This is a genomic window from Amycolatopsis sp. 2-15, assembly GCF_030285625.1.
In the GTDB taxonomy this organism is placed as follows: Bacteria; Actinomycetota; Actinomycetes; order Mycobacteriales; family Pseudonocardiaceae; genus Amycolatopsis; species Amycolatopsis carbonis.
This window is the reverse complement of record NZ_CP127294.1, coordinates 517890-538342: the sequence shown is the minus strand read 5'-3', so window position 1 is coordinate 538342 and position 20453 is coordinate 517890. Positions and strand designations below refer to the sequence as shown.

Here is a 20453-nt window from a genome sequence, read left to right as displayed (position 1 = left end):
GCTCAGCGGGGCCGGTATTCGGCGAACTCACTGAAGAACACCCCCTCACCCTGCGAAAGCGCGGGCAACGCCTGCCCGAACTCCTGCACGGACGCGGCCGGGATCGTGCCGGTGACGGTGCAGCCGGCGGCGGTGACCGTCGGCTCGCCGGGCACCGCGCGCAGCTCCACGAGCTTGCGGAGCACGCCGCTCACCGCGCCGGCCGGGGCCTCGACTTCGAAGCTGTGCACGGGTTCGTGCACGCGGGTGCCGGCTCGCCGCAGGGCTTCGGTGAGCGCGAGGGAGGTCATGCCGCGGAAGTCGCCGGCCGTGGTGAGCGGCGGGAAGAACGCGGCTTCGGTCAGGGTCACCACGCAGTCGATGACCGGACGCTGGCGCAGCTGCTCGTGCACCGTGTCCTCGATTGCTTTGTGGAACGCCAGCGGCAGCGCGCCCAGCTCCACTTCCAGCCGGTACACAACGCCGGACGCGGGCGGGCCGGGCTCGACCCGCAGGCCGACCACGGCCCAGAAGTACACACGTTCCTCGGGCGTGCGGTGGCGGATCGCGCGGCCGGTACCGCACGGGCGCTCGACGAGCAGGATGCGCGACTCCTCGAACTTCGCGGCCAGCCCGAAGTCCTCAGCCAGCGTCGAACGGATCACCTCCTTCTGGACCTCGCCGTAGAGCCGCACGGAGACCTCGTGCTCGTGGCGGCGGACGCTGATGAACGGGTCCTGTTCGGACAGTCGTTCCAGTGCCGAGTACAGGGCCACGGCGTCGTCCGGGTCGACGGGCCGCACCACCGTCTCCAGGCTGGGCGGGGCGAAGAACCCAGGTGCGGCCGTGCCGTCCGGAATGCCCAGGTGGTCGCCGATCCGCACGTCCTTGAGGCCCCACACGCGGGCGACGTCGCCGGCGCACGCCGGGCCGTCGACCGGGGTGGCGCCGTGTTCGTAGACGCGCACGGCGGACGCTCGGCCGGTCAGCTCGGTGACCGTACCGTCGGTTTCGCGGCGGTGGAAGGGAAACGGCTTGCGCGGGCTGAGTGAGCCCGACCGCACGCGGACGTACGCGATCTTCTCCCCGGCGCGGCCGCGTTCGATCTTGAACACGGTGGCGGCCAGCTCCCCGGTCTCGGTGCGTTGCCTGGCCGGGAACAGCTCCCGGACGCGCGAGACGAGCGCGGCCACGCCCGAACCCGTGATCGCCGAGCCGAAAACCACCGGGTGCACGGCTCCGCGCGCGACCTGGCGGGCCAGGGCCGCGTGGTAGTCCGGTTCGCGTCCCTCCACATAGGACGCGAGGAACTCGTCGTCGTCCGCCACAGCTTCGGCCAGTTGTTCGCCGGGTGGCAGCGGCACGGGTTTCGCCTGCGGCGTCCCGAGCCCGGTCACCGTGTCGAGCGCGATGCAACGCGGGGAAAGCCTGGTGCGCAGCGCGTCGAGCAAGGCCGTTTCCTGCGCGCCCATCCGGTCGATCTTGTTCACGAACACGAGCACGGGGATGCCGAGGTGCGTGAGGGTCCGCATGAGCACGCGGGTCTGCGCCTGCACACCCTCCACTGCGGACACCACGAGCACGGCGCCGTCGAGCACACCGAGGGCGCGTTCGACCTCCGCGATGAAGTCGGAGTGGCCGGGGGTGTCCACGAGCGTGAGCCGGTGTTCGCCCGTGGTCATGGCGACCACCGCCGACTTGATCGTGATGCCGCGGCGGCGTTCGAGCTCCAGGGAGTCGGTCTGGGTGTCGCCGGAGTCGACGCTGCCGAGGTGGCCGATCACGCCGGTCTCGAAGAGCAGGCGCTCGGTCAGGCTGGTTTTACCGGCGTCGACGTGCGCGAGGATGCCAAGCGTGAGTGTCTTGAGTTGCGGGGTCATGGGCGGGTGAGGTCCTCATCGATGCGATGGACAGGCCGAACTGGGGTCGGTCGGACTGTCGGCGCATCGGGGTCTCCTCACCGTCTCGAACAGGGCGGTCGGCAGGATACCGCTCGGTGACGGGCGCGTACAGCGAGTATTTTTCGGTGCCTGTCGGTTTCCTGTCGATCACTCGCCGAAGCGGGGTTCGGTGGTGCGGCCCGACCTACTGTGGGCCGGGACAGTGGGAAGATCACCGATCGGGAGTATTCAATGTTCGCTCGAGTCAAGGACGTCGCACTGCTGCTCGGCCGCATCGGCGTGGCCGTGGTGTTCTTCGCCCACGGCCTGCACAAGTGGGGCAGCGGGGTCGGCGCCACCGCGGACTTCTTCGGCCAGGTGGGCGTGCCGCTGCCCACGATCGCGGCGGTCTTCGTGATCATCCTGGAGGTGCTCGGCTCGATCGCGTTCGTCGCCGGCTTCCTGCTGCCGCTGATCGCGGTCGGCTACGTCGTCGACATGGCGGGCGCGCTGCTCTCCGTCCACGCCCTCAACGGTCTCACCGGCACGGGCGGCTACGAGCTCGTCCTGGTGCTCGGCCTGGCCGCCCTCGCCCTCGGCTTCAACGGCGGGCGGCTGTCACTGGACCACGTCCTGTTCTGGCGCAAGCGCGCCGCCCGCGCGGCGCAGGTGGGCGAGCTGGAAACCGTCTGAGCCCAGCGTTTCCGTGCCGGGCACCTGCGGGGATCTTCCGAAGGTGCCCGGCACGGACGTCAGCCGAGGTCGGTGGTGGTGCGTTCGGCCTCGCGTTTGCGGTCGAGCTTCGCCGGGTCCGCGTGGGTGATCTGGACGAGGTGGGCGCTCGCGGCCAGGGGCACGAGGAAGCCGTCCAGGACGCCGTCGGGGATGGTCCAGTCCAGGGTCGACAGGGCGCGGTCGGCGGCGCTCAGGCCGAGCTTTTCGGCGCGCGCACGGGCTTCCGTGAGAATTTCGTCCACAGTGGACGATTCGAGTGCCGGAGTGTCGCCAGGGATGGGGGACAGTGGCGTGAACTGGTCGCCCGACATCCGCGCCTCGGTGAGGTAGTCGAGGGCGCCGCCCGGCGGGGGAGTGGACAGGCCGCGGCCCATCGGGTCGAGGGAGACCACGGCGACGGCCGGGGCGTCGACGGAAGCGTCCGGGCCGATGAACACCACGCGCGCGCCGGCGGAGGCGGGGACGACGCGGGCGCCGCACCACCAGGCGCCGAGCAGGATGCCGGCTGTCTGCCAGTGGGCGGGTAGCTGCACGGCGACCTCGTCGCCCGGCTCGACGTCGAACTCGTCGACGAGCCAGTTGGCCGTCTTCGCGGCCCAGTTCAGCGTGGTCGCCACCGACAGCTCGACTCGGCTGCCGAGCTGGTCGTCGTAGTGCGTGATCAGCGGTTTCGCGGGCGATGCCAGCAGGGGGCGCAGCAGCTGTTCGGTGAGACTCATGCCGTCCAGGCTAGCCGGGACCTCAGTCGACGCAGGGCACGCCGGGGAGGCCCGACTGCAGCTGCGGCGCGGGCGCGCCCGCCGCGGCCCCGCCGCCGCCCATCGGCGCGCGCCCGACCAGGCCGGCCACGAACTTGCGCACCGCCGCCGGGTCGATCTCGACGATGCTCTGCCCGTCGGCGCTGCGGCCGTTGGCCGTGATCACCGGCACGGTCGTGAAGTTCAGGTCGCCCGACGCCACGCCCTTCACCTGCTGCGCGAAGTCGAGCACGTCGAGGCCGTCGTCGAGCGTGATCGAGCGGTGCACGGCGTCCATGAGGCTGCTCATCGTCGACGGGCTGGTCAGTGTGCCCGCCGACAGCACCTGGTGCAGCGCCGAGGACAGGAACGCCTGCTGCCGCACGATCCGGTCGAGGTCGCCGTGGGGCAGGTTCTTGCGCTGGCGCACGAACGACAGCGCCTGGCCGCCCGACACCGTCTGCACGCCGCGGCGGAAGTCCGCGCCCGAGTCCTTGTCCGACGTCGAGTGGTTCAGGCAGACCTTCACACCGCCGAGGGCCTCGGTGAGCAGGTAGAAGCCAAGCAGGTTGACCTCGGCGTAGTGGTCCACGCGGATCTGCGTGAGATCCTGCACGGTCTGGACCAGTACGCGCCGGCCCTCCCCGTCGGAGTCGCGCTCGATCTTCGCCTGGTCGCGCTCGCCTTCGGCCCGCTCGGCGTCGGCGAACTTGGCCTTCGCCACCCCGTACGCCGAGTTGATCTTCGCCTGGCCGCGGCCCGGGATGTCGACCCAGCTGTCGCGCGGGATCGAGACGCCCGACGGCTTGCTGCCGTCCTTCGGGAAGCGCAGCAGGATGATCGTGTCGGTGTTGATGCCCGCCTTCTCCTCGGTACGCAGGTTCTTCAGCATGCTCGGCGGCAGCGGGTTGCCCTGCGCGTCGGTGCGCGCGTCGCTGCCGACGAGCAGGATGTCGGTGGCGCCGTCGTCGGCGGGCGGGGCCGGCGGTTCACCCACGCGGGGGGTGAGGACGTCGGTGGTGGGGACGTTGCTCTGCAGCTGGTCTTTCGTCACGTACGCGTAGCCAGTGGCGCCCAGCGCCAGCACCGAGACGAGCCCGAGCGCGATCCGCCGGGTGATCCGGCCGGCGCGGCCCGGACGGACACGCGGGGTCCGCACCGTCGGCTGCGGCAGGTCCAACCGGGGGTAAGGCGACGGCTTCCACTCGGAGGACTCCGCGGATTCGTCACTATCCGTGTCCGAATCCGGCGTCTCATCATCCGCGGCCGCCTCGACAGCCTCGTCCGACGACGGCACTGCCGGCTCCGCGCCCTCGGCCCGGTCCGGCTTGTCCTCGTTCTCGTCCACCCCACGTACCTCCCCATCGCCCAGCCTAGAGGCCGCCCCCGGCCGCCACGCTGAGTGCCCGACTCTAGTTGACGCAGGGCACTCCGCCGGCCGTAATCGGCGGAGCGGGTGGCACGGCCGGCGCGCTCGGCTTCGTCGGGGTGGTCGTGACCGTCGAACCCGACCCGGCGCCCGCACCGCGACGGTCTTTGCCCAGCAGCACGCGGACGTGCCCGGCGGTGACGTCGGAGTCGGGCTCGGCCTCGAGGTCGGCGCCGAGGGCCTGGCGGACCAGCGCGAGCGCGGCGTCGTCGGCCGGGTTGTAGCGGATCACCGTGCTCGCCCGGGTGGACAGCTTCGTGTCGCCGGTGAGCTGGAAGCCCTTGCCCTGCAACAGGGTGCGGGTCTGCGTGGCGACGTCGGCGCCGCTGCCGTCGAACAGCTCGACCGTCACGGCGCCGGCGCCGGGCAGCGTGGCGGGCGTCGAGGTGGGGGTGTCGGGCTTGCCGTCGGAGGTGAGCCGGTCGACCTCCGCCTGCACCTGGGCCGGGTCGACGCGCAGCACGTCGGCGCCGCCGATCACCGCGTTGCCCTGCGTGGGGATGGTGTGGAACTCGACGTTGCCGCCCGTCAGGCCGCGCATCTGCTCCGCGAACTCGGTGAGGTCCCAGCCCTCGGAAAGCACCACGGACTTCTTCACCGCCGCCACGAGCTGGGCGATCTTGCCGGGGTTGGTCAGCACGTCTCCGGAGAGGACCTTGTTGGCCAGCCCCGAGAGGAACGCCTGCTGGCGCGCGATGCGGTCGAGGTCGCCGTTGGGCAGGCCGTAACGCTGGCGCACGAACGCGAGCGCCTGCACGCCCGAGATGCTCTGGCGGCCCGCCGGCAGGTCCACGCCGGACTTCTTCTCCTTCACCGGCGCCTTCAGGCAGACGTCGACGCCGTCGATGGCCTTCGTGATCTCGTAGAAGCTCGCGAGGTTCACCTCGGCGTAGCGGTCGATCATGCCCGGCTTGCCGATGAACTTCTCCAGCGTGGCCACGAGGTTCTTGCGACCGGCCACCTTGGACTTCTGGTCGACGTCCTTGAGGTCGGTGTCACCCTGGTTCTGCAGCGTCTTGAACGTGTCGTTGTAGGCGTACACATACGCGCTGTTGAGCTTGTGCTTGCCGAAGCCGCCGGTGATCTCCACCCAAGAGTCGCGCGGGAACGAGATGGCGACCGCGTGCTCACCGTTCTGGGGGATGTGCACCAGGATCATCGTGTCGGTCTGCTTTTCACCGTCTGCGATGCCGGCGTGGAGCATGTCGAGCACCTCGCGCGGCAGCGGGTTGCCCTGCGCGTCGGTGCGGCTGTCCTGGCCCACGAGGAGGATGTCGATGGCGCCGTCGAGCGGTTTGGCGTGCGCCTCGGGCTGGTCGAAGATCTGCGTGGTCGTGAACCCGGTCTGCGGGTCGCCGATGAACTGCCAGCCGTACCAGGTCAGGGCCAGGATCACGATCGAGAGGATCGAGAGCACGACCTTGCCACCGCGGCGCAGCCCCACGAGCACGCCGCGGCCGCGCGCTGCCGGTATCCGCTGCGACGGCAGCGTCGACCCAGGCCACTCGGTCACGCGTTCCTCCCCCGCCCATGCCCCCGTGGGCACCGGAGTGCCTTCGGCAGACTCTACCGAGTCTCGTGTGAGTCATCCGTAGTCTGGTGGTCGGATTGCCCGGTCGGGCACGAGAAGCGGGCACGAAGGGTGGAGAAGATGCGAGTCCTGGTCACGGGCGGTGCGGGGTTCATCGGATCGCACTACGTCCGGCAGGTGGTTTCGGGTGCCTACCCGACGCTGCGTGACGCCGAGGTCGTGGTGCTGGACAAGCTCACCTACGCCGGCAACGAGGCGAACCTCGACCCGGTCGCCGACAGCCCCCGCCTGCGGTTCGTCCGCGGCGACATCTGCGACGCCCCCCTGGTCTCGGACCTGATGCGCGGCGTCGACCTGGTGGTGCACTTCGCGGCGGAGTCGCATGTGGACCGTTCGATCCTGGGCTCGGCCGACTTCGTGCTCACGAACGTGCTGGGCACCCAGACACTGCTGCAGGCCGCGCTGGAGGCGGGCGTCGGCAAGTTCGTGCACGTGTCCACCGACGAGGTCTACGGGTCCATCGCGGACGGTTCGTGGTCGGAAGACCACGTGCTGGAGCCGAATTCGCCGTACTCCGCGTCGAAGGCGTCCTCGGACCTGATCGCGCGCTCCTTCTTCCGTACCCACGGGCTGCCCGTGTGCGTCACACGGTGCTCGAACAACTACGGCCCGTACCAGTTCCCTGAAAAGGTCATCCCGCTCTTCACCACCAACCTCCTCGACGGGCTGAAAGTGCCCCTCTACGGCGACGGCCTGAACGTGCGCGACTGGCTCCACGTGGACGACCACTGCCACGGCATCCAGCTCGTCGCCGACGGCGGGCGCGCCGGCGAGATCTACAACATCGGCGGCGGCACGGAGCTCACCAACCGCGAGCTGACCGGGCGGCTGCTCGACGCGGTGGGCGTCGGCTGGGAGCGGGTGGAGCCCGTGGCGGACCGCAAGGGCCACGACCGGCGCTACAGCGTCGACATCACCAAGATCAGCTCCGAGCTCGGTTACGCTCCGCGGGTGTCCTTCGAGGACGGTCTTGCGGGTACGGTGCGCTGGTACGCCGACAACCGCGCGTGGTGGGAGCCGCTGAAGGGCCGCGCCGCGCTCGGCACGTCCTGAACATTTTCGTGCTGGTGAAGCTTTTCGTGTGGAGGTAAGACGGTGCGGCTCGCTCTGCTCGTCCCCGGCGGTTCCGGCCAGCTCGGCCGCGACCTGGCAGCGCTCGCGGGTCCCGAGGTGGAGGTGGTCGCGCCGGCTTCGGCGGAGCTGGATCTTCGCTCGGCGGGCGAGGTGGTCGCGGCGCTCGACGCGCTGGTTTCCCGCGCCGCCGCCGCGGGTGCGGCGCCGGTGGTCGTGAACGCGGCGGCCTACACGGCGGTCGACGCGGCCGAGCAGGACGAGGTCCGCGCGTTCGGGGTGAACGCCGACGGGCCGCGGGTGCTCGCCGCCGTGTGCTCGTCGCGGCGGGTGCCGCTGGTGCACGTGTCCACGGACTACGTGTTCCCAGGCGACGCTTCGCGGCCGTACGAGGTCACGGACGAGCTGGGGCCGAAGAGCGCGTACGGGCGGACCAAGGCCGCCGGCGAGGACGCGGTGCTCGGGTCCGGCGCTTCGGCCTGGGTGGTGCGCACGAGCTGGGTCTACGGCAAGAGCGGGGCCAACTTCGTCAAGACGATCCAGCGGCTCGAGGGCGAGAAGGACCAGCTGACCGTGGTGGACGACCAGGTCGGGTCGCCGACGTGGTCCGCGGACCTGGCCGCTGGGCTGGTGGAGCTGGCCGGGCGGATCGCGGCCGGCGAGGGTCCGTCGTCGCGGGTGCTGCACTGCACCGGCGAGGGCGAGGTGACGTGGAACGGCTTCGCTCGGGCGATCTTCGAGGAGATCGGCGCGGATCCCGAGCGGGTGCGGCCGTGCACGACCGAAGAGTTCCCTCGGCCGGCGCCGCGGCCCGCGTATTCGGTGCTGTCCAACGCATCGTGGCGCGAGGCGGGGTTGACGCCGTTGCGGCCGTGGCGTGAGGCGCTGGCCGCGTACTTCCGGAGCTGACTCGGGAGGGGCGCACACCTCCGTGTCCTTGTACGCGCCGCGTGCGCCCTCACGAGCGATTCAGCGGTTGGCCGCCCGGCGGTACGCCTCGACGGTCAGCGTCGCGCAGTTGCGCCAAGTGAAGCCGGCGGCGTGCGTGCGCCGCGCCGTCGACGTGGCCGTCGCGTGGGGATCCAGGACGGCTTGCCGCAGGGCCGTCGCCAGGCCGTCGACATCGTCGTAGGGCACGAGCGTCGCACACGGACCGGCGACTTCCCGCAGCGCCGCGATGTCGGTGCAGACCACGGGAACGTCGGACGCCATGGCCTCCAGCACTGGCAGCCCGAAGCCCTCGTCGCGCGACGGCAGCACCAACGCGGCAGCCCCCGCGACGACGGTCCTGAGGTCCACATCGGACAGATAACCCGTCTGTCCGGAGCGCGGCAGGCGCGGGAACGGACCCGGCCCGGCGAAGACCAGCGGCGGCAGATCCGGCGCGGACGCGTGTGTGCGGGCCAGCCAGTCGAGGCCCTTGCGCGGCCCGGCGGCGCCGGCGAACAGCAGGTACTTCTCGGGCAGGCGGAGCTTCGCGCGCTGGCCGTCGTCCGGCGGGCGGGCGGTGAACCACGCCGGGTTCACGCCGAGCGGGGTGACGACGATCTTGTCGCGGGAAACGTCCAGGCGTTCGGCGACCGAGTCGGCGACGGCCGAGGTGGGCGTGCAGATCACGTCGGCACGACGGGCGCCGCGGCGCACCAGCTCCGGCAGCGTCCGGTCGGACGGCGCGAGCTCGCCGGGTTCGTCGAGGAAAGCCAGGTCGTGGATGGTCAGCACACCGGCGGCGCGCAGCCGGCCGGGGAGGACGAAGTTGGTGCCGTGGACGACGTCGGTGGGGCCGGCGAACAGCTCGACCGGCGGCAGCTCGGACCGCAGCCACGCGCGGCGCAACAGTCGCGCGGGCACCGGCATCCCGCGAGCCCGCGCGCCGTGAGGCAGGACGCCGCGCAGCTTTCGCCAGCCCCGCAATGTGAACGCCACCGCGCGAGGGTCCACTTCGGACATCGACGCGAGCTCCTCGCTCAACGCCGCCGTGTAGCGGCCGATGCCCGTGCGGGACCCGAGCAGCGGGGTGCCGTCGAGCAGCACGCGCAACGGCCGGTCAGCCACGGCGCAACCGTTGCCGGGCGACCTTCACGACGCGGCCGCCGACGCGGCGGGCCAGCTCGCTCGGGCCGCCCTGCGAGAGGTACTCGCGGACGAGGTCGACGTCGCGGCGGACCAGCGCCGTGCCGCGGACGGGGGCGGTGGTCGTGAGGTCCGCGGTGCCCGGGAGCCGGTCGGCGGCCGGACGCGGGTTGCGGCAGAACTCCACCAGCGGCTTCAGCGCCTCCGGCCACGCGTAACGGCGCGCGACCTCGGCGATCCGCTCGACGCAGCCCGCCGCGAAGTCCTCGTCGTACAGGGACTTCTCCAGCGCGGCCGCCAGCGCCTCCGCGTCTTCGGCCGGCACGACGACCCCGAGCCGCTCGGTGCGGACGAGGTCGGCGAACGCGTCGCCGTCGGTGGTGACGATCGGCAGGCCCGCCCACAGGTAGTCGAGCACGCGCGTGCGGAAGGCGAACGTGGTCTCGACGTGCTCGTAGTGCGTGGTCACGCCGCAGTTGGCGTCGAGCAGCCAGTTTTGGCGCTCGCCGTAGGGCACCCACTGCTCGTTGAAGAACACGTGCTTGTCGGTGAGGCCCAGCGAATCGGCCAGGCGGATGGTGCGCGCGCCGATGTCCATCTCGGCGACCTCGGGGTTCGGGTGCTTCATGCCGAGGAACACGAGCCGCGCGTCGTCCCGGTTCTGGCGGAGCAGATCCATCGCGCTGATGAGCGTGAGCGGGTCGAACCAGCTGTACACGCCGCCGGCCCACAGCACCACGCGGTCGGACTCGCCGAGGCCCAGCGACGCGCGCAGGCCGGGGCCGGTGCGCACGGGTTCGTGCGGCGAAAGGCCGAACGGCACCACGGCCAGCAGCGACTGCGTGGTCGGGTCGGCGTCGTAGAGCCGCGGCGACAGCCGGCCCAGCGCGGCGAGGTGGCCCAGCCAGAAGTGGCGCTGCCGCTCGGAGGCGCAGAGGAAGAAGTCGGCGCGCTCCAGTTGTGCGTCGAGGACCTTCGTGACGCCCGCGAGGTCGAGCGCGCGCTGGTCGTCGGCCACGCCCTTGCCCTGCTCCAGCAGCTCCAGGTGCATGGGGTCGTAGACGTCGGCGACCACGATCTTGTTCGCGTGCTGCTTCTTCAGCGTCGGCGCGAGCTCCAGCACGTGGCCCTGCAGGATGATCACGTCGGCCCACTCGATGGGGGCGTCGAGGTCGCGGAACTTGCCCGAGCTGATCCGGAACGCCGCGGGCGGCGGCGAGAGCAGCGGGTTGGTGGTCATCAGGTGCACTTCGTGCTCGGCGGCGAGCGTCGAGGCGATGTTCCACGCGCGGATCGCCGGGCCGGCCATGCGCTCGGTGATCGAGTCGCCGGTGAGGACGAGGATCTTGCGGCGCCGGCCGAACACGGCCTCGATGCCGAAGGCCTCGACGAGGATGTCGTGGGCCCGCAGGTAGTCCGGGAGCGGGTACGCGGGCTCCAAAGCCTTGCGCAGCAAGGGAAGCAGGTCGGCGTCGGTGCGGACGCGAGCGGCCTGCTCCTCGGCGCGCGACTCGGCGAGCGAGGGCATCATCTCCACGAACCGGTCGATGGCCAGCACGCCCGCGACTGTCGTCCGCGGCACCGCGAGGTCACCCGTCTCGACCGGGCCGACGCCCTTTTCGAGGTTCAGCTGCTCGGGGTCCAGGCCGCCGCGGGCGGTGGCGCGCCGGACGGCCAGGGCCAGCGCCGCGGGCAGGGCCTTGGCCAGCGACTCGTCGGAGAGGTTCTTGTAAAGGGCGGCGAGCGCGTTGCGTTCCAGCAGGAAGGTCTCGCGGCCGGTCTCGGGCGCGTCGACGGCCGACATCGTGCCGTGGTGGCGGTGGTAGGCCAGCGATTCGGGCACGTAACGCACCCGCCAGCCGCGCAGGTTCAGCCGCCAGCCGAGGTCGACGTCCTCGTAGAACATGAAGAATCGTTCGTCGAAGCCGCCGAGCTCGGCGAACACCGAGGCGCGCACGAACATCGCCGAGCCGGTGCCGAAGAGCACGTCCTTGGCGACGTCGCGCTCGGCCTCGGGCACGTCGGCCAGCGGGCTGCCCGCGTGGCGCTTGTAGCCCATGCCGAACCAGGTCAGGCCCGCGTCGACGAAGTCGGTGCCCGTGCCGTCCCAGTCGACGACCTTGCTGGCCACCGCCGCGACGGTCGGCTGCGCCTGCAGCTCCGCGACGGCCGCGGAGACCCACGCGGGCGCCGGGCGGGCGTCGTTGTTGAGGAAAGCGAGGACGGTGCCTTCGGCGTGCTTCGCGCCGAGGTTGCAGCCCCCGGCGAAGCCGCTGTTCACGGGCGACTCGATCAGCTTCACGGCCGGCACGGCGGAGCGGATGCGCTCGGCGTCGTCGCCCCCGGAGGCGTTCTCGACGCAGATCAGCTCGCCGTGCTCGTAGTCCAGGTCGGCCGACAGTGCGCGAAGGCAGGTGATCGTGTCTTCGGCGCCGCGGTAGTTCACCACGATCACCGAGACGAGCGGTTGCGGTTCCCCCAGCGGCAAAACGAGCTCCTGTCCGTGATGTCGGGCCTGGCCCAGCTTAAAGGCCCGCCCAGGCGTCCCAGATCGCCCCTCGGCCGAGGGTGGTGATCTCGCCTGTGCGTCTGCGGGCGCGCAGCGTGGCGGGGAGTCTCATGACCACTTCGGCCAGCACCCGCGCGCGGAGGCCGACGTGGAAGTTGGCGGCGCCGGGCTTGTTCCGGCGGAGGGGGAGCAGGGCGGTGATCACGGCGAACCGGACGAGTTCGCGCACGGCGACCGCGGCCGGGGCGCATCTGAGAAGCATCAGCAGGCGGTTGCGTTCGTTCCAGCGGTGGAACAGGGGCGAGCCGGGTCTGGTGCTGGCGCCGTGGAGGTGGCGGACGCGGGCCTTCGGGGCCGAGACGACGTGCCAGCCGGCGAGGCGCAGGCGCCACGCGGTGTCGGTGTCCTCGTAGTAGCAGAAGAAGCTCGCGGGGACGCCGCCGACGGCGCGCACGGCGTCGGTTCGCAGGAGCGCGGCGCCGCCGCAGAAGCCGAAGACCTCGTCGACGGGTTCGGTGAGGTCGGCGCCGTGGCCGTCGGCGGTGAGGCGCACGCCGGTCGACTGGGTGGTGCCGTCGGCCAGCTCCAGGCGGCTCGTGACGGCGGCGGCGAGCGGCTGTTCGTCGAGGGTGTCTTCGAGCTCGGCGAGCCAGGTGGGCTCGGGGGCGGCGTCGTCGTTGAGCCAGGCGATCGCCGGCGTTGTCGTGTGTTCAAGGGCCACGGCCATCGCGCCCGCGTAGCCGGTGTTGCGCTTGAGGCGGATGATCTGCGGTTTCGACGGGTGGGCCTTGAGGAGGGCGGCGGTGCCGTCGTCGGAGGCGTTGTCGATCACGAGCGTCCGATGTGGACGCGTCTGCGCGGCGAGGGCTTCGAGGCAGGCCTCGACGTGAGCCGCGCCACGCCAGGTGACCACGACTACGGTGCTGCCGGTTTCCGCGCTGGTCACCTGGGTGAGAATAGCGGCGTGCCCGAACTGGTAGTGCTCGCCGAGCAGCTGCTCGCCCCCGTCCCGGGTGGTACGGGCCGGTACACCGCCGAACTGCTGCCCGCGCTGGCGCGCACCGCGCCGCCGGGCTGGACGGTGTCTAGTGTGGTCGCGCGCCACGCTGAGGTTTCTTCCGCTGTGGTCGATGGCGTCGAGGGGCCGCGCGTGCTCCCAGTGCCGCCGCGCGCCCTGGTCGGCCTGTGGCAGCTCGGCGTGCCCTGGTGGCCGGGCGGCGACGCGGTCCACGCGCCGACGCCCTTCGCGCCGCCGCGCCCGCCCGCGGGCAAGACGCTGACCGTGACCGTCCACGACACCGTGCCGTGGACCCACCCCGAGACCCTGACCGCCCGCGGCGTGAGCTGGCACCGGTCGATGATCGCGCGGGCCGCGCGCCGGGCGTCGACCTTGATCGTGCCGACGCGGGCGGTGGCCGACGAGCTGGCCGTGCTGGTGGACGTGACCGTGCCGGTGCGCGTGGTGCCCCACGGCGTGACGGTGCCCCAGGGTTCGGCGGTGCTGGACCTGCCTTCGAAGTACGTGCTCGCCGTGGGGACCATCGAGCCGCGCAAGGGCATCGACGTGCTGGTGGACGCCGTCGCCGCTGTTGGAGATGTGGCCTTGGTACTCGCCGGCCAGCCCGGCTGGGGCGGCATCGACCCGGTCGCGCTCGCCGCTTCACGCGGCCTGACCGACGTGCACGTGCTGGGCAAGGTGACGGACGCGGAACTGGCCACGGCTCTGCGCGGGGCGAGCGTGCTGGCCGTGCCCAGCCTGGCGGAGGGCTTCGGCCTGCCGGTGCTGGAGGCGATGGCTTCCGGGGTGCCCGTGGTGCACACCGACGTCCCGGCCCTGGTGGAGGTTGCCGGCGGCGCCGGGGTGGTCGTGCCGCGCGGCGACGCGGTGGCGTTGGCCGCGGGGCTGCGGGAGGTGCTCGGGTCGCCCGCGCGCGCGGCGGAACTGGTGCGGTTGGGCCGGGACCGCGCACGGGAGTTCACGTGGCGGGCCGCGGCGGAGGCGGTGTGGGCGGCGCACCGGAAGCGGACGTGATCACGGGTCGGGTCGCTGGAGTCGTCTGGTGCCGGCGCGGACTGTCGCTCTGAGTGAGCGCCGTTGAGTGAGCCGCAGCCGACCCGAGCGCAGGTTTGCCGCTAGTCCGCGTGGGTGCAGACGGCCGGCCGGGTGCGCGACCTCCCCATCGGCACCGCCTGAGCTTGGGCAGCGAACCTGAGCTGCACGCGAGATCGCGCCGGCTTCTGGACTGAGCGATTTCGCGCGGCCCCTGGGCCGCGCGAAATCGGGAGGGAAGAAGCCGGCTTGCGGCGATCTCGCCGCCTCGGCGGAGCCGAGGCAGACAACACCGCGCCGAGGCAGATCATGCAGTTCGTCGGTTCCTCACCTGCGCGCAGGGTGATCGCCGTACTCTGCTCACGTGACCGGTGATCCCCGTGTGCTGATCGACGCGACCGCGGTGCCCGCGGATCGGGGTGGCGTCGGCCGGTACGTGGACTCGCTCGTCGCGGCGCTGGACCAGGATGGTGCGCGGCTGACGGTCGTGTGCCAGCCCCGTGACCTGTCGCTGTACGACCGGCTCGCCCCCGGCGCGCGCGTGGTGCCTGCGTCTCCCGCGACGTCCACCCGTACGGCCCGCCTGACCTGGGAACAAGCGACGTTGCCACGGCTCGTGCGACGCCTGGTGGCCGACGTCGTCCACTCGCCGCACTACACGATGCCCCTTGCGAGCGGCGCGGCTTCGGTCGTGACGCTGCACGACGCGACGTTCTTCACCGACCCTGTGCTGCACTCGTCGGTGAAGGCGCGGTTCTTCCGCGCGTGGACCGTGGCCGCGCTGCGCCGCGCGACGCTGTGCGTCGTCCCGAGCCAGGCGACGGCGCTGGAGCTGGGCCGCGTGACCCCCGTGCGGCACGCGGAACTGGAAATCATCCACCACGGCGTGGACACGGAACGCTTTCACCCGCCGTCCCCCGAGGAGATCGCAGCGGCGCGCGCCGCCGTCGGGATCGGGCGGACGCCGTACATCGCGTTCCTCGGGGCGCTCGAGCCGCGCAAGAACGTGCCGGCCCTGATCCGCGGCTACGCCCGGGCCGTCGCGGGCCGGCCGGACGCGCCCGCGCTGGTCCTCGCCGGCCAGCCCGGCTGGGACACGCAGGTCGAACGCGCGCTGGACGGCGTGCCGCACCGCCTGCGCGTGATTCGCGCCGGCTACCTGCCCTTCGGGACTCTCGCGGGCTTTCTCGGCGGGGCCGAACTGGTGGCCTACCCGTCCCTCGGCGAGGGCTTCGGCCTGCCCGTGCTCGAGGCCATGGCCTGCGGCGCCGCCGTCCTGACCACCCGCCGCCTCTCCCTCCCGGAAGTCGGCGGCGACGCGGTCGCCTACTGCGGCGTCGGCGCGGGCGACGTGGCCGCCGCGATCACCGAACTCCTCGCCGACCCGTCCCGCCGCGCCTTCCTCTCCGCGGCCGCCCAGCAACGCGCCAAGGACTTCTCCTGGGCCACGACGGCGAAACGTCACCGCGAGGCGTATGCGAAAGCGTGGGACCGGCACCGCCGCATGCACTGACCGAGCGGCCATGTTCTGCCATGTTCTGCTACCATTATCGTGCGAGGTCCCCGTGGGGCCGAGTATGAGAGCCTGTGACGCGTCCGGACGGTCGTCTCGCAGGCTCTTCGCCTTTTCAGACCTTGATGTGCTCTGCGATCAGCCCCGAAGCGCGCTGTGCCCAAGTACCGCCCGCTCCAAAGCACCATGCGACGGCGTCGGACACCCACAGCAGAGGTTCCAGGTTCGAGTCGAGGTGCTCGTAGGTCAGCGCTGTTTTCGACGGTCGTTCGCCCAGCGCGTGCTGGAGCGTTCCCCGGTCGTGGGTGTCCCGGTGGCTGCGGCTGTCGAGGACGAGGCGGTGCGCACCCATCTCGAGCAAGTCCTCGACGGCCTGGATCAGACAGCGTTGCCGCGCTGCTTCTTCTGTTTTGGGCGCGCACGATGCCGTGTAGATCCGAGCTGAGATCGACAGCTTGGCCATCTGGTCGATGAGCTGTCGACGTCGCGGATCCTTCTCCTTCTTGAAATGCAGCTCTCTTGCGCCGCGCAGAAGCAACCCGGACAGGGCGCGCCGAGTCTGGTTGAGGTGTTTCGGCTCGACAAGCGTCATACACAGCAGGAACTGGCGGTTTCGAGCCGATTCGTCGACGAACGCGTGAACGGACATCCGGACATTCTCACCCGCCCTCCATCACCCTGGGTGACGGGGTCGATGCGTGGCCGTAGCCGTGCGTGAGCGGGGGACAATGGCGCGCGTGACCGAGCAGCAGCGCACCTACGGCGACAGCCTGGCCGTCGTGACCGTGACCTACTTTCCCGGCGACCTGCTCGAGAAGTTCCTCGACACGCTGGAAAAGGCGACTGACCGGGAGGTCCGCGTGGTGGTCGCGGACAACGCGTCCACGGATGGCGGGCCCGAGAAGGCGGCGGAGCGCGAGAACGTCCAGCTGGTCAGCATCGGCGAGAACGTCGGGTACGGCACGGCCGCCAACCGCGGCGTGGCGGCGCTCGACGACAGCTACGGGTGGGTCGTCGTGGTCAACCCCGACCTGGAGTGGGAGCCGGGGTCGCTGGACGCGCTGCTGGAAGTCGCGAAGCGGTGGCCGCGTGGGGGTGCGTTCGGGCCGTTGATCCACGACCTCGACGGGACCGTCTACCCGTCCGCGCGTCTGCTGCCGTCGTTCGGGCGGGGGATCGGGCACGCCGTGTTCTCGAAGGTCTGGCCGGGCAACCCGTGGACGCGCCAGTACCGGCAGGAGAACGCCACGCCACAGGAGCGCACGTCGGAGTGGCTCAGTGGCTCGTGCCAGCTGTTCCGGCGCGAGGCGTTCGACTCGGTGGGCGGCTTCGACACGCGCTACTTCATGTACTTCGAAGACGTCGACCTCGGCGACCGGCTGGCGAAGGCCGGCTGGCTGAACGTCTACGCGCCCTCGTCGAGCGTGATGCACATCGGTGGTGTGTCGACGGCGCGCGTGTCGAAGAAGATGCTGCGCGCGCACCACGCCAGCGCCTACCGCTACCTCGCAGACCGGCACCAGGGCGTGTTGTGGAAGCCCGTGCTGGCGGCGGTGAAGCTCGGGCTGGCCGTGCGCGTCAAGCTCGAAGGCGCGTGATCACAGCCCGTCGAGCCGCCGCGAGAGGTTCGACCGGCCGCTGCTCTGCTTGATCGTCGGCACCAGCCCGGTCAGCTCTTCCTCGGCGGGCTCCCGAAGGGGGCTCGGCACGGGCGCGGCTTGCGGACGCGGCACCAGCGGCGTGGTCACCTGCGCGGCCGGCACCTCCAGCGGCGTGGTCGTGCTCGGCTTCGCCAGCGGGTGCTCGTCGTTCTCCTCGATCAACGACGCCGGCAGCTGCGTCGTCGTGTCGGGATCTTGCTGGTCGAGCTCCGAGACCACGGATCTCGGGATCTGCTGCGTGTTGGAGGCGTCCATCGGCGACGTCATGTTGTCCGGCGTCACCACGAAGGCGCCGCGGGAACGTGCGCGTGCGAGCAAAGCGTCCGCGCGATCGCGGGGGTCCATCCCCTCGGCCTCCCGACTGACCCGGGGCCTCTGGGGAAAGGCCCACCTGTTTCCTGTCTAGGGTAGGCCCTCGGGGGCGCAGCCGTCAGCGTTTCCCACGGCTTGTCGCTCAGCGGTGCGTGATACAAGAGGAGTTTTCTGTGACGTCCGAGCTCGAGGTCGACGCCGTCGTGCTGGTCGGGGGCAAGGGCACCCGGCTGCGGCCGCTCACCCTGTCCGCGCCGAAGCCGATGTTGCCGACGGCCGGCACCCCCTACTTGAGTCACCTGTTCTCGCGAATTCGCGCGGCCGGGATCCGCCACGTCGTGCTCGGCACGTCCTACCGCGCTGAAGTCTTCGAGGAGTACTTCGGCGACGGGGCGGCCCTCGGCCTCGAGCTCGAGTACGTGGTCGAGGACGAGCCGCTCGACACCGGCGGCGCCATCCGCAATGTGTACGACAAGTTGCGCGCGGACCACGCGATCATCTTCAACGGCGACATCCTCTCCGGCGCCGACCTGCGCCACCAGCTCCAGACCCATGTGGACACCGGCGCCGACGTCACCCTCCACCTCCAGCGCGTGCCCGACCCCAGCCGCTTCGGCTCCGTCCCCACGGACGAGCACGGGCGTGTGCAGGCCTTCCTCGAGAAGACGCCCAACCCGCCGACGGACCAGATCAACGCCGGCTGCTACGTCTTTCGCCGCTCGGTGGTCGAGACCATCCCGGCGGGCCGGCGCGTGTCTGTGGAGCGCGAGACGTTCCCCGGGCTCCTCGAAGCCGGCGCGCACCTGCATGGCTTTGTCGACTCTTCGTACTGGCTCGACGTCGGCACGCCCCAGGCGTTCGTGCGCGGCAGTGCGGACCTCGTGCGCGGCATCGCGCCGACGTCCGCCTTGGCGGGCCCGACCGGCGAGTCGCTGGTGCTCGACGGTGCTTCCGTGGCTTCGTCGGCTCGGCTGACGGGCGGGACGACGGTCGGCGCGAAGGCCGTGATCGGCGACGGTGTGACGGTGGACGGTTCGGTCGTGTTCGACGAAGCCGTGGTCGAGGCCGGGGCCACTGTGGAGCGTTCGGTGCTGGGCCGCGGCGCGTTCGTCGGGGCCGGCGCAGTGCTGCGTGGCGTGGTCGTGGGCGACGGCGCGTCCGTCGGAGCGGGCTGCGAGCTCCTCGACGGCGCCCGCGTCTGGCCCGGCGTCACCCTGCCCGACGGCGGCATCCGGTTCTCGAGCGACGCATGATCGAGTGGCGACCGCCCTTCCCGCTGGACCTGGCCGCGGTGCTGGGCCCGCTCAGCCGTGGGCGCGGTTCGCTGAACTTCCGCAGCGAGCGTGGCGTCTGGTGGCTGGCCGCCAACACGCCGTCCGGCGAGGGCACGCTGGCTCTGCTGCGCCGGCCCGACGGCGTCGTCGAGGCCGACGCGTGGGGCCCTGGCGCGGAGTTCCTGCTCGACGGCGTGCCGGCGTTGCTGGGCGCCGAGGACGACGACACCGGCTTCGTCGCGCACCACCCGGTGGTCGCCCGCGCTCGCCACGACGCCCCCGGCCTGCGCCTCGGCTCGACGCGGCGCGTGTGGGACTCGCTCGTGCTCGCGGTGCTGGAGCAGAAGGTCACGGGCAAGGAGGCGATCCGGTCGTGGGCCGAGCTGTGCCGCTGGTTCGGCACGCCCGCGCCCGGCCCGGGGCCCGCTTCGCTGCGTGTGCCGCCGTCACCAGTCGCAATCCGGTCCATTGTGGACTGGAACTGGCACCGCATCGGCGTGGACCTCAAACGCCGGACGGCGCTGATCAACGCTGCCCGCGTTGCGCCGCGGCTGGAGGAAGCAGTGGCGCTGCGGGGTGCCTCCGGCCGGGCCCTGCTGCGCAAGGTCTCGGGCATCGGCGTGTGGACCGCCGCCGAAATCGCCCAACGCGCCTGGGGCGACCCGGACGCCGTCAGCTTCGGCGACTACAACATCCCCTCGATGGTCGGCCACACACTCCTCGGCCGCCGCATCGACGACGAGGCCATGGCGGAGTTGCTTGCGCCCTATGCTCCGCAACGCCAACGTGCCGTTCGGTACCTGGAAGTCGGCGGGGCCCGCGCGCCGCGTTTCGGGCCCCGCATCGAACTCCGCGACTACCGCGCGATGTGACCTACTGCGGCGGCTGCTGACCCTGGCCCGGCTGCTGGCTCGGGTATTGGTTCGGGTGCTGCTGACTCGGCTGGCCTGGCTGCTGCGGTGAGGGATAGGGCTGCCAGCCCGGCGCGGCCTGTTGGTTCGGCTGCTGCGCTGGATAACCCTGCTGCGGATATCGGCCCGGTTGTTGCCCGGGGTACCCGGGCTGCTGCGCGTACTGGCCCGGCTGCGGATACTGCTGCGGCGGATACGGTTGCTGAGGCGGGTACTGCGGACCTGGCTGCTGCTTCGGCTTCCGCCCCACGGTGAACTTCAGCACGAGGATCACCACCAGCAAAATCACCAGCAGCGCTGGGAGTGCAAAACGCAACACGGCGGCTGAGTCTCCTTTTCAGTTCCCGAATCCGGACGGCGGTTGCTGACCTGTCTGTTGCGGCGGGTACTGGCCGGGCGCCGGAGGTTGCTGTTGCGGAAAGCCGGGCTGGCTCGGCGGATATCCGGGTTGTTGCGGATATCCGGATTGCTGCCCCGGCTGTCCTGGCGGAAAGCCCGGTTGCTGCGGATAACCCGGATACCCCGCCTGCCCAGGCGGATAACCCGGGTGTCCCGGGTAACCCGGCGGCTGCATTCCCTGCCACGGCGGCGGAATCGGCGGCTGACGCCGCTTCTTCGAAGCCTTCACGCTCATCACGATGGCCATGACGATGCCCGCCAGCAGCAACAAGATGTGAGATGTAAAGGCTGAATGGCGTTCACGACAAGTCCCCTCTCCCCGGCCACGG

The 20453-nt window shown here is 71.3% G+C and carries 19 protein-coding genes; 8 read left to right on the top strand and 11 right to left on the bottom strand.

Annotated elements, in window-relative coordinates; genetic code table 11:
- Window positions 1–2 precede the first annotated feature (2 nt).
- Window positions 3–1859 (bottom strand): elongation factor G, encoded by a 1857-nt coding sequence (locus QRX50_RS02530; RefSeq protein ID WP_285970381.1) that lies wholly within the window; start codon window positions 1857–1859, stop codon window positions 3–5.
- A gap of 252 nt (window positions 1860–2111) precedes the next feature.
- Here QRX50_RS02530 and QRX50_RS02525 point away from each other — a divergent pair, with 252 nt between their 5' ends.
- Complete coding sequence (locus tag QRX50_RS02525; RefSeq protein WP_285970380.1) at window positions 2112–2552, top strand: DoxX family protein; 441 nt, start codon at window positions 2112–2114, stop codon at window positions 2550–2552.
- A gap of 59 nt (window positions 2553–2611) precedes the next feature.
- Here the strand turns inward: QRX50_RS02525 and QRX50_RS02520 are convergent, their stop codons facing one another.
- The 3 genes from QRX50_RS02520 to QRX50_RS02510 form a co-directional block, all read right to left on the bottom strand.
- The gene (locus QRX50_RS02520; protein WP_285970379.1) at window positions 2612–3313 is read right to left on the bottom strand and encodes a TIGR03089 family protein; all 702 of its coding nucleotides are present in this window, start codon (window positions 3311–3313) and stop codon (window positions 2612–2614) included.
- A gap of 22 nt (window positions 3314–3335) precedes the next feature.
- Window positions 3336–4679: an LCP family protein gene (locus QRX50_RS02515; protein WP_434533229.1), complete on the bottom strand. Its 1344-nt coding sequence runs from the start codon at window positions 4677–4679 to the stop codon at window positions 3336–3338.
- Window positions 4680–4743: 64 nt separating this feature from the next.
- A complete protein-coding gene (locus QRX50_RS02510) occupies window positions 4744–6273 on the bottom strand; it encodes an LCP family protein (protein ID WP_285970378.1) in 1530 nt (509 codons plus the stop codon).
- Window positions 6274–6411: 138 nt separating this feature from the next.
- Here QRX50_RS02510 and rfbB point away from each other — a divergent pair, with 138 nt between their 5' ends.
- Both rfbB and rfbD read left to right on the top strand, forming a co-directional pair.
- Window positions 6412–7404, top strand: a complete 993-nt coding sequence (gene rfbB / locus QRX50_RS02505) for a dTDP-glucose 4,6-dehydratase (RefSeq protein ID WP_285970377.1) — start codon at window positions 6412–6414, stop codon at window positions 7402–7404.
- Between the two features lie 42 nt (window positions 7405–7446).
- The gene (gene rfbD / locus QRX50_RS02500) at window positions 7447–8331 is read left to right on the top strand and encodes a dTDP-4-dehydrorhamnose reductase (protein WP_285970376.1); all 885 of its coding nucleotides are present in this window, start codon (window positions 7447–7449) and stop codon (window positions 8329–8331) included.
- Window positions 8332–8391: 60 nt separating this feature from the next.
- Here the strand turns inward: rfbD and QRX50_RS02495 are convergent, their stop codons facing one another.
- From QRX50_RS02495 to QRX50_RS02485, 3 genes are read right to left on the bottom strand one after another with little or no spacing between them, the layout of a single operon-like run.
- Window positions 8392–9477, bottom strand: a complete 1086-nt coding sequence (locus tag QRX50_RS02495; protein WP_285970375.1) for a glycosyltransferase family 4 protein — start codon at window positions 9475–9477, stop codon at window positions 8392–8394.
- On the bottom strand, window positions 9470–11983 hold the full coding sequence (locus QRX50_RS02490; protein ID WP_285970374.1) for a glycosyltransferase: 2514 nt from the start codon (window positions 11981–11983) through the stop codon (window positions 9470–9472). The genes QRX50_RS02495 and QRX50_RS02490 overlap by 8 nt, the downstream gene beginning before the upstream one ends.
- 37 nt (window positions 11984–12020) lie before the next feature.
- On the bottom strand, window positions 12021–12950 hold the full coding sequence (locus tag QRX50_RS02485) for a glycosyltransferase family 2 protein (RefSeq protein WP_285970373.1): 930 nt from the start codon (window positions 12948–12950) through the stop codon (window positions 12021–12023).
- An 18-nt stretch (window positions 12951–12968) separates the two neighbouring features.
- On the opposite strand from QRX50_RS02485, the gene QRX50_RS02480 reads away from it, so the two are divergent.
- Both QRX50_RS02480 and QRX50_RS02475 read left to right on the top strand, forming a co-directional pair.
- Complete coding sequence (locus tag QRX50_RS02480; RefSeq protein WP_285970372.1) at window positions 12969–14036, top strand: glycosyltransferase family 4 protein; 1068 nt, start codon at window positions 12969–12971, stop codon at window positions 14034–14036.
- A gap of 400 nt (window positions 14037–14436) precedes the next feature.
- On the top strand, window positions 14437–15567 hold the full coding sequence (locus QRX50_RS02475; protein ID WP_285974333.1) for a glycosyltransferase family 4 protein: 1131 nt from the start codon (window positions 14437–14439) through the stop codon (window positions 15565–15567).
- A 115-nt stretch (window positions 15568–15682) separates the two neighbouring features.
- Here the strand turns inward: QRX50_RS02475 and QRX50_RS02470 are convergent, their stop codons facing one another.
- Window positions 15683–16216: a hypothetical protein gene (locus tag QRX50_RS02470; RefSeq protein ID WP_285970371.1), complete on the bottom strand. Its 534-nt coding sequence runs from the start codon at window positions 16214–16216 to the stop codon at window positions 15683–15685.
- A 79-nt stretch (window positions 16217–16295) separates the two neighbouring features.
- Between QRX50_RS02470 and QRX50_RS02465 the strand changes: the two genes are divergently transcribed.
- Window positions 16296–17165 (top strand): glycosyltransferase family 2 protein, encoded by an 870-nt coding sequence (locus QRX50_RS02465; RefSeq protein WP_285974332.1) that lies wholly within the window; start codon window positions 16296–16298, stop codon window positions 17163–17165.
- Here the strand turns inward: QRX50_RS02465 and QRX50_RS02460 are convergent, their stop codons facing one another.
- On the bottom strand, window positions 17166–17573 hold the full coding sequence (locus tag QRX50_RS02460; protein WP_285970370.1) for a hypothetical protein: 408 nt from the start codon (window positions 17571–17573) through the stop codon (window positions 17166–17168).
- Between the two features lie 140 nt (window positions 17574–17713).
- Between QRX50_RS02460 and manB the strand changes: the two genes are divergently transcribed.
- Together manB and QRX50_RS02450 are read left to right on the top strand one after the other, a co-directional pair.
- Window positions 17714–18793 (top strand): mannose-1-phosphate guanylyltransferase, encoded by a 1080-nt coding sequence (gene manB, locus QRX50_RS02455; protein ID WP_285970369.1) that lies wholly within the window; start codon window positions 17714–17716, stop codon window positions 18791–18793.
- Window positions 18793–19686 (top strand): DNA-3-methyladenine glycosylase family protein, encoded by an 894-nt coding sequence (locus QRX50_RS02450; protein ID WP_285974331.1) that lies wholly within the window; start codon window positions 18793–18795, stop codon window positions 19684–19686. The genes manB and QRX50_RS02450 overlap by 1 nt, the downstream gene beginning before the upstream one ends.
- A 1-nt stretch (window position 19687) precedes the next feature.
- On the opposite strand, the gene QRX50_RS02445 is transcribed toward QRX50_RS02450, so the two are convergent.
- Entirely contained in the window at window positions 19688–20044 is a 357-nt protein-coding gene (locus QRX50_RS02445) for a hypothetical protein (RefSeq protein ID WP_285970368.1), read from the bottom strand.
- Between the two features lie 18 nt (window positions 20045–20062).
- Window positions 20063–20395, bottom strand: a complete 333-nt coding sequence (locus QRX50_RS02440) for a hypothetical protein (RefSeq protein WP_285970367.1) — start codon at window positions 20393–20395, stop codon at window positions 20063–20065.
- Between the last annotated feature and the right edge of the window lie 58 nt (window positions 20396–20453).

Excerpts from the sequence above, each read along its gene's own strand:
- rfbB (WP_285970377.1), top strand. The coding sequence starts at position 6,412 with ATGCGAGTCCTGGTCACGGGCGGTGCGGGGTTCATCGGATCGCACTAC.
- QRX50_RS02530 (WP_285970381.1), bottom strand. The coding sequence starts at position 1,859 with ATGACCCCGCAACTCAAGACACTCACGCTTGGCATCCTCGCGCACGTC.
- QRX50_RS02460 (WP_285970370.1), bottom strand. The coding sequence starts at position 17,573 with ATGGACCCCCGCGATCGCGCGGACGCTTTGCTCGCACGCGCACGTTCC.
- QRX50_RS02525 (WP_285970380.1), top strand. The coding sequence starts at position 2,112 with ATGTTCGCTCGAGTCAAGGACGTCGCACTGCTGCTCGGCCGCATCGGC.
- QRX50_RS02470 (WP_285970371.1), bottom strand. The coding sequence starts at position 16,216 with ATGTCCGTTCACGCGTTCGTCGACGAATCGGCTCGAAACCGCCAGTTC.
- QRX50_RS02465 (WP_285974332.1), top strand. The coding sequence starts at position 16,296 with ATGGCGCGCGTGACCGAGCAGCAGCGCACCTACGGCGACAGCCTGGCC.
- QRX50_RS02520 (WP_285970379.1), bottom strand. The coding sequence starts at position 3,313 with ATGAGTCTCACCGAACAGCTGCTGCGCCCCCTGCTGGCATCGCCCGCG.